This window comes from Pseudomonas sp. CCNWLW23, from assembly GCF_037095675.1.
In the GTDB taxonomy this organism is placed as follows: Bacteria; Pseudomonadota; Gammaproteobacteria; order Pseudomonadales; family Pseudomonadaceae; genus Aquipseudomonas; species Aquipseudomonas atacamensis.
Genome location: NZ_JBAWKM010000021.1, coordinates 19434 through 34135, shown reverse-complemented (window position 1 = coordinate 34135; position 14702 = coordinate 19434). Strand labels below are relative to the sequence as shown.

Here is a 14702-nt window from a genome sequence, read left to right as displayed (position 1 = left end):
GGCCGCTTCGGGTCTGGCCTGCCCGGAATCCAATCGAACGAATATCAAAATCTGAAATGGAAGACTTCTAATGAGCGACTACCAAAAGCAAATCAAGCAACACCAAATCGAGATGGAACAACTCGAAAAGCAGCTGCCGAAACTCACTACAGCGGCCAAGGAAGCAAAGAGCTTCTATGCACATACGCGCCACAATCGAGCGCCATACCCACATGACGTGATCAATGCTCTCAGCAACGCGAAATCCGAAATAGCTCGCCATGCTTCCGAGATCAGACGGCTGCAAACGTTGGTCGATTGGGAAGACGGAATTCGATCTGCCGGTAGCAACATTAAAAAGGCACAGAAAGAAATCAGCCAGGTGCAGAACGATCTGCGAAAGCAGCAAGACAAACGCGCCAAGCTTTCGAGCAAACTCGAAAGACTGGAAGAAGAGAAACGTACTGAAATTGAAAAGGCTCAATACATCGAAAAACAAGCGGCAGCGAGCTACTCCGTAGCGTTGAGCGATGGGGATGACGCGGAAGAACAACGAGCGGAAAAGGCGCTCAGACAAGCCTCAGAGGCGCTTGCTGAGGCAACCCGTGACAAGCGGGGCATTGCATCTGCAACGCAAGCTTTGAAAGATGAAGTGGAGAAGCTCGAAGCATCCATTGCAGAGAGTAACCAGACCTTGAAAGATCTGCGACACCAGCAGCTACGTGCAGCACGGTTCATGTGGGCCGACCGCCTAGACAAGGCAGCTCAGGACTTCGCCGCCATCGCAGCGCACCTGCACGCGACGGAAAAGGCGATGGGGCGTTCGAGCTCCCTGACTGACCTCTACGTGCCATTGCATGTACCGTTCGGACCGAGCTCAATCAATGTAGATACGGTCACTGAGAAGGCAGGTGCAATCTCCATTGAGCAACTGATCGCCGCCTGATTGCCCGCGTCGCGACTATCAGTCGTGACGCTCCTCCCCCTAAACCGGAACATCACTCGCGGAACACCAAACGTGTTCCGCGTAACTGGTGTTCCGGTTTATCGCATTTGGTGTTCCACCTCTGAAAGCCTTTATTTACTTGGCGTCTAGCGTTTCTGGAACACATGGAACACATGGAACACCGCGTTTTCGCTACCTATGGAGTAGCCCCTCGCCCCTTTTCACGGCGTGAACCTTCAGCGCGAACGGACGCGACAGATCGCTCCAGACCCGCCGATCTGATGTGTCCGACTCCTCTCAGGCGAAGGAGTCGTACGGTCAGATTTTACGGGTCCTCCCTAAGGGCCCCCCCCTATACGGGTTATCAGACTCGCAGATTCTCTCTAGCTGAAGTACAACGCTGGATGTCCGTCTTATTACTGCACATCCAAAATATTAGTTGACGATAATACCTCAGAAGTCAATGAGCACTCAGAACCAGCGAAGATTCAGCTTTAGAACACGCACTTAAAAGATCCGGCTCAAGTTCAACGATGGCTTTCAGACTATTTAATAAAAGCACGGATTGCTCGCCTGCCTCTACTTCATATGCAATCTCTGTTAACCAATCACCAAAAAAATCGGACCACTGCTGAAAGTCCTGAATCGATGCGGCAGAAATAAGAGCTATCCTAAGCTCATCCGTTCCCGATAGAGTTGTATCTTCCCGTCTTCTTGTCACACGACTCAATACCCTAACCTCATCGGCCAGCTCTTTACTTCTAGTCACAGCAGCAACAGTAGCCAAACCGCTTATCAACGCGAAGAAATTACTGCCCCCCTTAGACTGCTCAAGTTGATATTTTACTTTTCTAAGTGCGCTAGCAGCGAGACGTGCATGATCCATTGTAATATTAAAAATCAGCGAACTATTAACTAATGAATTGAAAGAATCTACGTTGACGCTGTCAGATGTCAGCTGGTTTTCCAAATTCCCCAAAACCTCCTCCGGCATGGGAAGTGAGGATGCAAGTCCGCCTTCAAGAGGACCTGGGAGAAAGGATTCAGGAAATTTCAGCAGTTTACTGGCCCCTCTAGCATCGACCTCTAACAAATCCGAAAACTCTGGTAACGTGAGATGCTCGTAACTTTTTTTCAACGCATTTGCGACCCTGCATAACATTTCAAATTTCAACTGCGCTGGCGACACAAATTCCGGCTGCCACCGTGGTTCCAATCTCATATCCAAAAGTGATCTCATAAAAAAATCCAAACCCCTATTTTCATACACCCAGGTTTTGAATTTCACTGGCATGCCACCGCTAGCCAAATAAACTCTTTCAATACTGGATGCATGGGCTATAGCGGCCAGACGCACCCAAAAGGGGGGTTTATCCTTAAAGATTTTAATCCTAGACAACTCACCTATCACCAAAACCACAAGAGACGAAATGAACGAAAATCTTCCGCCCTGCTCGAGCGGACTGTCATGAATTAAATCGGAGATTAGCGCCAATAAACAGGTCTGTATTTGCGGCCACTCTTTGACTTTCTCGAAACCTAACTCTAGTATCCCAACCTTTGAAAAGACATCCCCTTCGCTCCTAACATACTCCAACACAGAACAAAAATTCTCTGCACTGAACGTGCTCAAATCAATATCAGAAATGAGCTGTGAATGACTAGAAAGGAGCAGTGCACATTTCAATCCCTTCACATGATTCCAACCCATAAGCTGGGACACAAAAACGTTTGTCTCTTGAATGTAATTAGAAAGACTATCGACTTGCCCCAGCGGCCCCACTAACGCCTCATAATATTCAATCTCACGAGGAACAAGGTCCAAAATACTGCAATCTTCACTGCGCAACTTCACGGCTAAGGACTCCGCAAATCGCGTCGGAGTCAATGAAAGATCTTTCCATAGATCATCAATACTACTTGTGCTTAAAGGTGCAGCAGATAGCTTGTTTCTCCAACCCTCAAACACTGTGCCATTAAAATTATTTAACTCAGCTTCTTTGTCAAACTGAGAAACTCGAATATCAGCGCAAGGTGACAGTGGCCAAAAGTAAGGGAGCTTAGCCCTTCTTTCGCCACAAGCTAGCAAAGTAAACTTACCGCCACTATCAGATTCAACACTAAGTTCCCACTCGTCACCGTCCACGTCCTTCGCCGTCGACTTAGAACCAGGAGTCGACAAAATTATGGAAACAGCGTCAAACAAATTTTTACTATCAAATGAAACCGCAGAATCGCCAAACGTGATACGAGAGGTAGTTTCGACACCAAACCGCTGAATAAACGATGGATCGTCTAAAAGGGAATTACTGATAATCTCGGGAAACAGGCTCAACGCCACTTCAAGCATCAACGAGGCATTGTCAGTGTTCATCGCCCACCTCTTTATCAAGATGTTTGCTGAGTACATCCTCAATGACCTTAGTCGCCTGCTCTAATAAACTGCTAAAAATCGGAGAACCTTCCTCTCTTAGCCGTCCCAGTATAATTTTCTCCATCCAATCGGAGTAATTTTTACGAACGGTAGGAGACTCTTGATTTGGGAGAACCATAAGAGCCATTAGCTGCGCTTCAAATTGAGCATCTACATCCAGGCCCGCAGCCGAAAAACGATGAGCCCACTTCCTTATATCTAATAACCCAAAAAGCCAATTTGAGCGAGGTATGGATACATTCAAATCACAACCCTCAAACCAGAGTGACTTCATCACAGCATAACTTTCTTGGAAGATAGCGAATAACCACGGAAATTCTTTTGGCAGCTGTAAAGAATCCGACATTGCAATCCTGTGCACCGCTTCCCTGATAGCTATTAAGCCTGCATTCTCTACTATTCTGCCGTCGACTATTTTTGATTGGAGTAAATGATGATGAAGTTCGAATGAATCTACTGAAACTAGTGACATTCCCATCCTGCGCATCTGAGTCTTCAGCTCCGAAACTTGAACATCTGTCAGCAACGCTCGCAGTGAAAGAATGTGCAGTATATCGACTGTCGTTAAAACCTGACGTGAGTCGTCCCCCTCCCCAAATACAAGGAATTTATTAATATATCTATCATCAGATACGATCGCATCTGCGAGGCTCGTCAACTTCAGTGCATCCAGACAAGGATGATCACGCATGGAGTTATCACTTTCGTCTTCAGATCCACGAGTAAGCGGGCCAACCTGTATCTTCCCAGAGGAAATTCCATCCCTAAGTCTTAATCTGAGATTTTCAAGCACGGCACTCGAGGCCAACGACTGCTTTTCATAGCTAATAAGTTCGTCAGATTCTGAAACCTCACGCGACGAAACGAAAACGGTCAAGCCGGACCTGGAGAGTTTCGGCAGCAATTTCAGGTGTTGAAAGTAGGAAACTGCAAGATCATCCAGATACAAATGCGCAGCATCATCTATCTGAGGCGCCTGAGGCCATAACTGCTCTCGTGAAGAGAGAAACTCTTTTGAAACTTGAGCCTCTATAGATGTTAACACTCCACGCTCTACTAATTTGTCGATAACCGCTTGGCAGTTACATATGCAAGCAGAGTAAGTCGATAGGTCTGCGACTTCCAGCAAAAGACTGCCGATCCGATGTACAGGGCCGGGATGGATCACTACACGTTGTGGAGTTCCATTCTCTGTCGGTGCAATTGCAGCAGCTAACATAGTCGCTAAACCCTCTCCAACTTCAGATGAGATTGCAACAGCAGCTTTCATCGTAGTTTCAAAAGGTCTAAGGGAACCAGCAGCCATCAACTGTCTAAGTTCGTGTGCCTCTCGGACTTTACTTGGCTGATGAAACGACAAGCTATTTTTTTCATCGAATAGCCATTTTAGTGTCCCATGAACTATCACAATACAACTGAAAGAGTGAAAGACTAAATCCAGCACTCCAACTAACTCAAGAGTCAACAGAGCGGTTACATCTAAAGCGATCCGATCAGGACTCGCTTTCACTAAGGGTCTGAAGCCCGAAAATGAATATATTACGGTTCGTTTCCTTGCATCAATTTGCTGCAAGTTGTTAAGGGCGGGAGCAAGATAGAAATTCAGGAGATTTTTATTATGGAGCTTAGCAGCTACAAATATTGGCAAATCTCCTTCAACCATTTTCTTGTACGCTTGTCTAGTCTGCTCCTCCCAACCCGGTTGCCTGTCCATTATTTCCTGAAGCGACATTGTAAGCACCGGGCCTTCTGTACTCGATAACTCACTCGCAGCCTGCATCCATCCAAAAGCTGAATCTCCATCTTCCCAGCCACACTCAGTGGAAATCCCATAACAAGCAATTAGTATTTTTGGATCATTCTCGCCCTTTCGTGCAGCCTCGAACACCAGTTCTTTTAGCCGAGGTGAAGCTATCAATTGAGCAAGCTTTGCCGTACGGATCAAGTCCATAGCTGAGCGGGTTTCTCGCGCGCTCCACTCTTCTTCCACCGTAACCTGAAGTGACTCCCAATCACCCGAGGCTATTGCAATACTAATTGTGAGACCTCTTTGATCGTCGTTTTTAAAATTGCTTTTAAGCTGCTGAAGCGCTTCACGAGCTTCAATGAAGAGACCTTTCTCATAAAGTCCCAAACATCGTATTTTTTGCAGTTCTTCTGACAATTTTAGAAAAAAAGGATATTCAGTGAAAAACTCTAAAACCTCATCCACCTTTCCAGCGTTATAAAGAGTTCTCGCATAACACTGCGCATCTTTCGTATCTCGGGTAAGAGAGAATATTTCGCGAGCATAGCGCACCAACCTAATCCAGTCTCTTTGATCCTCTAGCTCTGACACCAGATTACGCAAGTCTGTAATAGAACTACTCGACTCATACATAGCAATTCGCTGCGAGATCACGTCAGAGTCTAACGTTTCGAAAACTATCCTTTCGATTCTTTTCTGTTCAAGATCTGTCAGTCCGACTTCTGTCAACTTTACAAGCCTTTCTTCCGCAGCGCTTTTTTTCCCAGATCGGACCAACATTTCAATTTCTAGAAAAGCAATTGTTTTATAGTTTATATGCTCTTCCAGTTGCGCCCTATGACGATCAATATAATGAACAACCGCCTTTGGACTACTCTGCCTGAGGGCTAATGCAAACCGTGCGACTGCGGCATCGGATGACTTCCCCCCACTTAAAGCCGTTCTTCGTTCAATTTCGCGCTCAACGGATACAACATCGATATTTATGCCAAACTGGATAGCGAGGGGAACTCGCCTCAGAGACACATCTCGATCACTCATACTTTTCTCAAGTTCTACGCGAGCTGCCTCAAACTCATCCTCATCTCTAAGTGCTAACCACAAGACACTATCAGTTGCGATTTCCGCAATAGATTGTAGATTCAAATTATCCGCATAGCGGGCAAGTTTTTCAAAAAAACTTTTTGACCGCTGTCTATATTTTATTGCCTGTTGGTCTGCCGCCAGTGGAAAGGTCCGAGCGTCAAAAGGGGGGCTTTGAAATACTAATGTTCTGAGTTCTATCGGAACTGCTTGTGCTAGGTAAACAAGAGCAGACAGATATGCGAGAGCAGGAGCGCACTCGTAATCAGCTTCGGAAAGCTCATCCACAACTTCTAAAGCCTTATCCCAACTGTCTATTTCAATAAAACTTTGAACTAAAAAAAATTTTCCATCGGCGTCTAGCTCGCTCAGATCAATCTCTGAGCTATCAAACCATTTCAATGCCTCAAATGCTCCTCTTGCGTTGCGCACAAGAATAAATGCAGCGGACCTTGCACTCTGAGTTTCCAGTTCATCCAATAGTGCTAAAGCGGACGGTAAATCCCCATCCTTCCCTTCAATAAAAGCTTGTGCAACTATCGTTTCACTTGACGCATCTGCGCAACCTATTTCCTTTAATAGTGAGCGTGCATATTGAATATCCGAGACAGATATAAAGCGGACACACCAGCTTAAGATCCGTGCTTTATTCGAGGCGGAGACGTCAACCAACTCCCCCGCCTGCAAACTTTCGACCAGTTTTTTCGAATGCGATTCTGATTTATACTCTGCAAACAGCCTACACTTCTTAACAACCTCGAATCTTTGATCGGCCTCACCATCGAGGACGGCAGACGTACCATTCACAACTGCCCGCTTCGAAAAAATCCGCTCTACAGAACTTACGACTTTATTCACATCTTCTATTGCTTTGGCATGACCATCAGCTTTATCAACCAGTATTTCGAGAATACCTTCCTGGGCCAGCAGACTCTTTTCGATTTCAGAATTTTTATGTTGGCGTTCAAAATCCCTACCGACAAACTCGCTAATATGAATATAAATTTCTGATGACCTGCTGGCAGGTTTCGATATTTGGATGTGGTCTGCATCGATGGGAACAGGTATAGCATTTACACCTGGATCAGAGCTATCCGGCAGCACTATATGGCCTAGAAACGCGGGCAATCTTACACCGAATATACTTATCGACCTAGTTTCGGTTAGAACTAGGTTTTCTAAGTTGCTTTCAACGCAAAATCTTCTATACCAGTTATTTAGATCTCTGAGATTCGGATCGTTGCGTTCAAGAGCTCGCGTTGATGAGGAGCGTCTAAAAATAGGGCCCAACAACTTCGATAGCTGCGACAAGCCCGCTCCAAAATGCGGAGTTCCCAGAAACACCACCCGCCTAACACGATGTAAAAAAGACTTAGCCTTGGGGTTGTTACTTTCATCCCTATCGGCACTTCTCAACAATTGTTTTATTACGAGCCCTCCGAGACTATGCCCTATGAGGACCAGATTACCGTCAAAGAGCCGGCGTTCGGACAGAATTAGAGGTAAAACATTTTCTGCCCGATCAGGTAGGTGCATACTTCCACCGCGCCAAGCAGTCGATGACGACTCGTAGCCTACACTCCAAATGCCGACGTTAGTTAAATCTTCGCCTAACCAGCGAGGCCATAGCTCAATCGGAGTGCCACCGGAGAGCCATGTCTTCTCTTTATCACCATCCAAACCATGAAAGAAAAGTACATGTGTAGTTACTCCTTCATAGCTATCCGACAACTCTAGTAACTCTGCCAGATCATCCTCCAGTGCTCAAACTGAACTAATAAGCAAGCTTTACGGCAGCCGATCTTGATTAGCTGCTGGTGACCTTTTGATAGGATTCGGGTACGTTTTCGGCGTTACTATCAATGATTTACTTTTTTCATAATCGTAGCAGGTCATCTGCCGCAGGCAGGCGAAAAAACGACTAATTTCTCACCTGGCACGGATTAGACAGCACCATTTGGTTACGCGCAGCTTTGCCAGCTAGACTAACCTGAAACTCTCCACCTCCGACAAGGTCGAGTTTTTTTTATTCAAGCATTCACTCGAATGCCGTCAACTGAGACGCTCCACACACTGCCTCTCGACTGCCTCCCTAAAAACATCGATTGTCGCGGCATCGGCATCGGCATTGACTTGATTGAGATCAAGTCCACACGACACACTCAGCACCCTACTATTCACACTTTTTTGAGAATCACTCTAGGAAGCGCTATAAGCTGGAAAAGCAAACGGCATACCTGCAAGCCGCAGGTAAAGATCCCATATGCGAAGCAGGTTTAAACTTGTATCCCTACCTGTATCCCTATTAAAATAATCTCGCTAAAGGCCCTATACGGTATAGGATGTTCGAGTCTCCCTCGGGCACCAACACAGAGAAAAAGGTCTTGCGAAAGCAAGGCCTTTTTTTTCGTCTGGAGGAAAGTGGAGGGTTGTTTTTGTCTTTTTTCCAAAACAATCAGGGCAACCAGCTTTTCACTCTTGCGGCGCCGGGGCCAACGCACCACCGGCTAGCCTAATGCCCAACCGTCTAGGGCAACAAGCCCATCAAAAAACCTCAATCGAACCTGCAGTAATTGCTCTGACTCCATGTCCTGACGCTGGGGAACTGGCCGGATCGGTTACGTGTCGCAGGTTTTGCCAAACGCCCTGTCATAATCGCCTGATCCCGGCTAGTTCGAGCTCAAAGCCTACTTTCGATTTCCTCCCAGATGTACGCGTAGTTGTACTTCAACCAACGAACCAGCACTTTATCGAACTGGCGACGAAACCAGTTTCGCTCTCTAGCTGCCAGCCTTTCCTCAATCGATTCTCCGAGTATGTCGGGGTCGAAACCCGTCCATATCGGAGGCACAGGTGCAACGAGATTGGTAAAGCACACCGGCGCGACCTCTGAATAAAGAATTGAGTAAAGGATTTCAGGGTCGACACCTCTCACCTTATTCGCCAAATAATCATATTCCACGGGAAAATCATTGAATGGCTCGGAAAGAGCGGCTCTAACTTTTGTCAGTTGTGGCTCGGTCAGAAGATGTCCCAATGTGTGAGCTCCTCTAACTCTTCATCCAATGAACTCGCTACCGCTTCGCCTGCAATACCACCGGCAGGCGAGCTGCGGGCAAACCATCGAAGAAAACGTCAGGCGAACCTGTCGCGATGGGGTTCGTTCCGTGCCCTGGAACAGGACAGCTGGAGGGATCGCTTTTACGAGCGGCTGGGTTAGCCATGGATGACTCCTGTCAAAAAAATCCTTTTCGAGAGGTAAACCTATCACGAAATTCAGCCTGGACGGCCGCATCCGATCATTCAAAAAAGTGCTTGTTCACCAGACCGCGCTACCTGTTTCTCCGGTTAACGCGGTTGGTACTTCGCTGGCGTTTTCTACCTTACCATCAACTCACGTTTCAGAATGGGACGCGGCTCCTCCCTACTCCTTGACTGCAAACATCCGCTCAGCAATCTCCCGCCCCCGCTCCAACCCTTCCTCCGTCAACCATATCGATTTGTTCCGGTTCACCGGATTACTGATCAAACCCTGCTCGTGCAAGCGGTTCATGATTTCGAAGTCATAGCCCTTCCACGCATTGCCGTCGTCGGAGCTATAGGCAGCCAGGAGAGCAAGGACGGCGTCGTCGATCAGTTTCATGTCGTATTCCATGATGGTCGCTCCGCTGATGTTCAGTGTTTGTAATCAAAGCGTCGTATCAAAGTGGATGTCAATGCTGCGCGAGCTTGTAGGTTTTAGATGCCCGATTGCTGGTTGCCTCGACTGCGATCCCCGCCCGTATAATCACGCCCGCACGGCAAACCTCCTCTGGCGTTTTGCGCATTGGTTTCAAGCCTTCCACTTCACTGACAGACATCCCCATGGAAACCTCACTGGAAACCGTCGCCCTCTTCTCCCTCAAACTTGCCTACGAAGAAGAGGGCCTGAGCCCGATCCTGCGCGATGACATGGTCATGGGCGATTATCAGAAAGATGTTTTCGAGTTACTGGTGAAGCGCGGCGATGTCGAGGCCATTCAGTTCAAGATGAACGAATGCCTTAACCTGGCGCTGGATGCTTTGGGCGGGGTCGAGAAGCCGTTGGGGCGGGAGTTGCGCAAGTTGTCGGCGGAGTTGGCTCAGGCGCGGTCGGTGGAGCAGCTGGGTCAGCCGCTGCTCGCGCTGAAGGGGTATCTGCGCGACATTCTTTGAATGCCGCGCTACAGCCATGCCGGTATCTCTCCTGATCAGCGACGTGCTTTAAGCACCCGAATATCTGTTGGGAAGCCGTCAGCGCCCACCAGCTTTTTCCAGCCCATGTACTGAAATTCGCCGTTGGGATCAATGTAGTCCCCCTTCTCTGGTTGCCCTCCGCCAACTATCGCAACACGCTTCACTTCGCCACAGCCGCCATCCGACGGTCGCACGGTGTAGATCACATAGGGCTTCACGTATTGCGTGGCGCGGAAGTATTGGCCGCAGATTTCGTCGACGGTGATGAGCATGGTTTTCAGGCGGGCTTCGCCGTCGGTGTCTTCGTGCAGTTTCAGGAAGGAGATATCGCCGACGTCGCTGTAGCCGAGGGAACGGGCGCGTTGGTAGGCGGGGGAGTTCTGGTGTGCAATACGGCCCTCCTCCACACCGCGTTGCATTTGCGCGGCGAACTCGGCTTTGCCTTGGGCCAGGGTTGCCTCGGCGTGGGCGGCGACGTTTTCGCAGTGGGCGTACTCGCTGGAGTCGAGGTGTTGCGGGAGCAGGTTAAGGCGGCGCTCGTTCATGGAGGCGAGGCTGTCTTGCAGGCCGGACGTTAGTGCATAGGCAGCGGAGACGCGACCGCTCTGGACGTCGGCGATTGTCTCCTGCATCCGCTGGCAATTGGCGAGGTAGTAATCCCAGCTGGCTTGCGGGTGTTCTTTTGCGAAGCAGAAGGCTGGGGTAATAGAGACGGCAAGGGTGAGAGCGCCGAGTAGTTGCAGCAAACGGGTTGTGGAAAACATGGGTAGTCCATTACAGAGAAGGCATGGCGCGACGCTACTATTTTGCTATCGTGCCGTCCACTCTCAACAGGCGAACAAGTTGTCGCCTCTGTCTCGTGGCAAGGAAAGAAATCCGATGGATGCTGTGTTGTGTTTAGTGGTCATGGCGGCAATGTGGTTCTGGGTGGTGCGACAGCGCGGGCACTGGAATCTGTTGTTGGCAAACCTTGCCGGAGCGGGCAGCGCTGTGGTCGCGGGCATTGTCTTTACGCTGCTTTATGACGGGCTGTTCGGCACCACCATGGCAGCGCCGGGACTGCATAACAGCCTGGTGGTGTTCATGACCAGCGCGGGCGTTCTGGCGGGTGTGTGGTTGTGGATCGCCAAGCGTCGACAGCCGGCGCATCCGGTTGCACGTCAACTGCTCGCGGGCGCCTGTGGCGTTGCCGCAGGCATGGTCACGTTGATTTTTCTGGCGGCGAATTATTTTCCGCAACCGTAGCCGGACGGCGCGTCTATTTTGCTATCTTGCCGCGCATCGTCGGGGCTTGCTGATCGTCTCGCGCCGCGCTTGGATTGTTGAAAGGTAAGGAAAGGATCAAATGGAGTTTTTGCGTTTTCTGGCGTTCGTCGCTGTTTGGGGTTTCATGTGGCGCTGGGTGGTGAAGAACCGCGGCAGCTGGAATATTTTCTACGGCAACATCGTTGGCGCGGCGGGTGGGTTCATTGTCGGGCTGGTGATGTTGTCGATCACCTTTTCGCTGTTTCCTTCGTCGTTCGATCACGAGGCGCAGGCGCAAAACACGCCAGTCGTCGAGTCGACCTCTGTGTTGCCTGAAGCCGAGGCAGTCACGCCCGTCACCGAGCTGAAAGATGCGCCGGTTTTTGCTGCCATTGAGGCGGACGACAAGCCTTCCCCCCCGGACTCCGCACTGTTGCCGAATAACGTCAGCCGAGCGCCGAAATCAATGGCGGTACAAACGGTGCTGAATCAGAGCGACTACGAGGGTCGCATGGCCCTGGCCGCGCTGAACAAGAAGTTGCGCGGCGACGCACAGGCCGACAAGTCGATGATCGCGTATGTCATGTGCAGCCCGTTTGTCACCAGCGCCCTGCGTTATCCCGCTTCGGCGCGTTTTGCTGACAGCAAAGCGCTGGTCAGTCATCGCTACAAGGATCAGGTCTACAGCTTCAGCAACAGCGTCACTGCGCGCAACATGAATGGCGACGATGTCACCTACCGTTTCGATTGCTCCGTGCAGGAATTGCCACGGGTTGATGCGACGGCTGGGGAGTGGCGTTTGCTGGCGCTGAAACTGCAAAAAGCCGACTCTTAAGACTCATTTAAGGGATCAAGGCGCCGGCTGCGCTATCATCGCCGGCCCGTGCGCCTTGAACCTTGCCCTCAATGTTTTCAACACCTGATGACCTGATCTCGCTGCCTCCTGTCCTGGCCGGCCCGCTGCTGCGGCGGCTGGAGCCGACGCGCGTGGTGCTGTGGCTGGTGGGCTCGCGTGAACTGACGCTGACCTTGCGCCTGCAGGGTGTAGGAGATATTCCGCTCGACTCAGAGAAATGCACGGTCATTGCCGTAGGCCGTCATGCGTTCGTGCATCTGATCGACGTTCAACTTGAAAGCGCCCTGCCCTGCGACACGTTTATCGCTTACGACCTGCTGATCGATGACGCCATCGGTATGGCTGAGTGGGCGCCTCATCTGCTTTACCCCGGCGCTACCTGCGCGAACCTCGTCGTGCGTTCGCGGATCGAGCAATTGCTCCACGGCTCCTGCCGCAAGCCGCATCATCCGGCAACCGATGGCTTGCTCTGCGTCGATCAATTGCTGGCCGACGAAACCGATGCGCAACGACGTCCGGCGTTGCTGATGATGAGCGGTGATCAGGTCTATGCCGACGACGTCGCCGGGCCGATGCTGCGGGCGATTCATGCCTTGATCGAGCGTCTCGGTCTGTTCGATGAGCACCTCGACGGTGCCGTGGTCAGCGACAGCGCCAAGCTCTATCAACACCCGGCAAGCTACTACCACCGTGCGGATTTGTTACCGGCGCTAGAGAGCAACGAGACCTTGCGCGAGCGATTTTTCGGTGGCGCGCGTAAGCCGATTTTCACCAGCAGCAGTGCCGACAATCACTTGGTGACGTTCGCCGAAGTCATGGCCATGTATATGCTGGTGTGGTCGCCGACGCCGTGGTCGTTGATCAATCCGAGCGCGCCGACGCTGACGCCTGAACGCCGCAAGCGCTACAACCTCGAGCAGACGCGCATCGATGCTTTCAAGGCGGGCCTGGGCAATGTCGCGCGGGCGCTGGCGCATCTGCCGAGCCTGATGATTTTCGATGATCACGACATCACCGACGACTGGAATCTTTCTGCGCAGTGGGAGGAAACGGCCTACGGCCATCCGTTCTCCAAGCGCATCATCGGCAACGCGCTGATTGCTTATCTGTTGTGTCAGGGCTGGGGCAACAATCCGGACGCTTTCAAAGGAATGCTGGAGCAGACCGCGCAACTGAGCGCCAGTGGCGACGACGGCTATCTGGACATGCCGGTGCAGGACGATCTGATTGATCAGTTGCTGCGTTTTCAGCAGTGGCATTTCGTGCTGCCGAGCACTCCGGCACTGGTGGTGATCGACACGCGCACCCGGCGCTGGCGCAGCGAGATGGCGCTCAAGCAACCATCGGGCCTGCTCGACTGGGAAGCCTTGAGCGAACTGCAACAGGAACTGCTCGATCACCCGTCGGCAATCATCGTGTCGCCGGCACCGATCTTCGGCGTGAAGCTGATTGAAACCGTGCAGAAAGTGTTCAGCTGGTGCGGTTATCCGCTGCTGGTCGACGCGGAAAACTGGATGGCCCATCGCGGCGCGGCACAGGTGATCCTGAACATTTTCCGACACTCGCGCACACCGGGGAACTACGTGGTGCTGTCCGGCGATGTGCATTATTCCTTCGTCTACGAAGTCCTGATCCGCCACCGCAAGGCCGGCCCACGGATCTGGCAGATCACCAGCAGCGGCATCAAGAACGAATTCCCACCGACCCTGCTGGAATGGTTCGACCGCCTCAACCGCTGGCTCTACTCACCGCGCTCACCGTTGAACTGGTTCACCAAACGCCGCTTGATGCGCATCGTCCCGTATACGCCGGAACATGCCGAGGCCGGGGAACGGCTGTGGAATTCGGCGGGGATCGGACAGGTGTTTTTCAATGAACAGGGGCAGCCGAGCGAGATTGTTCAGCACAACTCGAATGGGGCGATGAAGACGAGGATGCTGGCGCCTGAGTCTAAAGATGTGCCGGATTGAAGCAGTAATCAATTCCTACATCGGCTAGGTCATGGGATGACGAGAAAAGGGCTCCGCGACACTGAACAGGAGGGAAGAGGATTACAACCCTCTCAGAAACGTCTCGAATATTACTGAGCGATACTGATTGAAGTCGCAGTCAGCCCTGCTGCGACACAACCACTGGTAGGTGTCGACTTGTCATCCTGTACTCATTTCTGTACGTTCTCTGCATCCAGCGAGGACTT

Annotated in this window: 10 protein-coding genes and 1 pseudogene; 5 read left to right on the top strand and 6 right to left on the bottom strand. The window is 50.8% G+C overall.

Annotated features, from left to right (window positions below; all coding sequences use genetic code 11):
• The first annotated feature begins 70 nt into the window (after window positions 1–70).
• Window positions 71–925, top strand: coding sequence for a hypothetical protein (locus tag V8J63_RS22630; RefSeq protein WP_236191899.1), 855 nt, complete (start codon window positions 71–73; stop codon window positions 923–925).
• A gap of 460 nt (window positions 926–1385) precedes the next feature.
• Here the strand turns inward: V8J63_RS22630 and V8J63_RS22625 are convergent, their stop codons facing one another.
• From V8J63_RS22625 to V8J63_RS22605, 5 genes and pseudogenes are all read right to left on the bottom strand, one after another.
• Complete coding sequence (locus V8J63_RS22625) at window positions 1386–3299, bottom strand: hypothetical protein (protein ID WP_336464646.1); 1914 nt, start codon at window positions 3297–3299, stop codon at window positions 1386–1388.
• Entirely contained in the window at window positions 3289–7293 is a 4005-nt protein-coding gene (locus V8J63_RS22620; protein WP_236191897.1) for an HTH domain-containing protein, read from the bottom strand. The genes V8J63_RS22625 and V8J63_RS22620 overlap by 11 nt, the downstream gene beginning before the upstream one ends.
• Window positions 7294–8869: 1576 nt before the next feature.
• Entirely contained in the window at window positions 8870–9226 is a 357-nt protein-coding gene (locus tag V8J63_RS22615) for a DUF7079 family protein (protein WP_130902238.1), read from the bottom strand.
• 67 nt (window positions 9227–9293) lie between these two features.
• A pseudogene (locus tag V8J63_RS22610) lies at window positions 9294–9413 on the bottom strand (PAAR domain-containing protein); the annotation flags it as partial.
• Between the two features lie 200 nt (window positions 9414–9613).
• Window positions 9614–9832, bottom strand: a complete 219-nt coding sequence (locus V8J63_RS22605; protein WP_232245565.1) for a DUF6429 family protein — start codon at window positions 9830–9832, stop codon at window positions 9614–9616.
• Between the two features lie 221 nt (window positions 9833–10053).
• Here V8J63_RS22605 and V8J63_RS22600 point away from each other — a divergent pair, with 221 nt between their 5' ends.
• A complete protein-coding gene (locus V8J63_RS22600; RefSeq protein ID WP_016773313.1) occupies window positions 10054–10383 on the top strand; it encodes a hypothetical protein in 330 nt (109 codons plus the stop codon).
• Between the two features lie 35 nt (window positions 10384–10418).
• On the opposite strand, the gene V8J63_RS22595 is transcribed toward V8J63_RS22600, so the two are convergent.
• Window positions 10419–11168 (bottom strand): hypothetical protein, encoded by a 750-nt coding sequence (locus tag V8J63_RS22595; protein ID WP_056790170.1) that lies wholly within the window; start codon window positions 11166–11168, stop codon window positions 10419–10421.
• A gap of 115 nt (window positions 11169–11283) precedes the next feature.
• Here V8J63_RS22595 and V8J63_RS22590 point away from each other — a divergent pair, with 115 nt between their 5' ends.
• The 3 genes from V8J63_RS22590 (at window position 11284) to V8J63_RS22580 (ending at window position 14475) form a co-directional block, all read left to right on the top strand.
• The gene (locus tag V8J63_RS22590; RefSeq protein ID WP_016773311.1) at window positions 11284–11649 is read left to right on the top strand and encodes a hypothetical protein; all 366 of its coding nucleotides are present in this window, start codon (window positions 11284–11286) and stop codon (window positions 11647–11649) included.
• A gap of 100 nt (window positions 11650–11749) precedes the next feature.
• On the top strand, window positions 11750–12484 hold the full coding sequence (locus V8J63_RS22585) for a hypothetical protein (RefSeq protein WP_130902237.1): 735 nt from the start codon (window positions 11750–11752) through the stop codon (window positions 12482–12484).
• Window positions 12485–12555: 71 nt separating this feature from the next.
• Window positions 12556–14475, top strand: coding sequence for an alkaline phosphatase D family protein (locus V8J63_RS22580; RefSeq protein ID WP_336464645.1), 1920 nt, complete (start codon window positions 12556–12558; stop codon window positions 14473–14475).
• Window positions 14476–14702 lie beyond the last annotated feature (227 nt).

What these genes read in the sequence shown, in the direction of transcription:
- V8J63_RS22630 (WP_236191899.1), top strand. Translation starts at nt 71, where the DNA reads ATGAGCGACTACCAAAAGCAAATCAAGCAACACCAAATCGAGATGGAA.
- V8J63_RS22625 (WP_336464646.1), bottom strand. Translation starts at nt 3,299, where the DNA reads ATGAACACTGACAATGCCTCGTTGATGCTTGAAGTGGCGTTGAGCCTG.
- V8J63_RS22605 (WP_232245565.1), bottom strand. Translation starts at nt 9,832, where the DNA reads ATGAAACTGATCGACGACGCCGTCCTTGCTCTCCTGGCTGCCTATAGC.
- V8J63_RS22600 (WP_016773313.1), top strand. Translation starts at nt 10,054, where the DNA reads ATGGAAACCTCACTGGAAACCGTCGCCCTCTTCTCCCTCAAACTTGCC.
- V8J63_RS22595 (WP_056790170.1), bottom strand. Translation starts at nt 11,168, where the DNA reads ATGTTTTCCACAACCCGTTTGCTGCAACTACTCGGCGCTCTCACCCTT.
- V8J63_RS22590 (WP_016773311.1), top strand. Translation starts at nt 11,284, where the DNA reads ATGGATGCTGTGTTGTGTTTAGTGGTCATGGCGGCAATGTGGTTCTGG.
- V8J63_RS22585 (WP_130902237.1), top strand. Translation starts at nt 11,750, where the DNA reads ATGGAGTTTTTGCGTTTTCTGGCGTTCGTCGCTGTTTGGGGTTTCATG.
- V8J63_RS22580 (WP_336464645.1), top strand. Translation starts at nt 12,556, where the DNA reads ATGTTTTCAACACCTGATGACCTGATCTCGCTGCCTCCTGTCCTGGCC.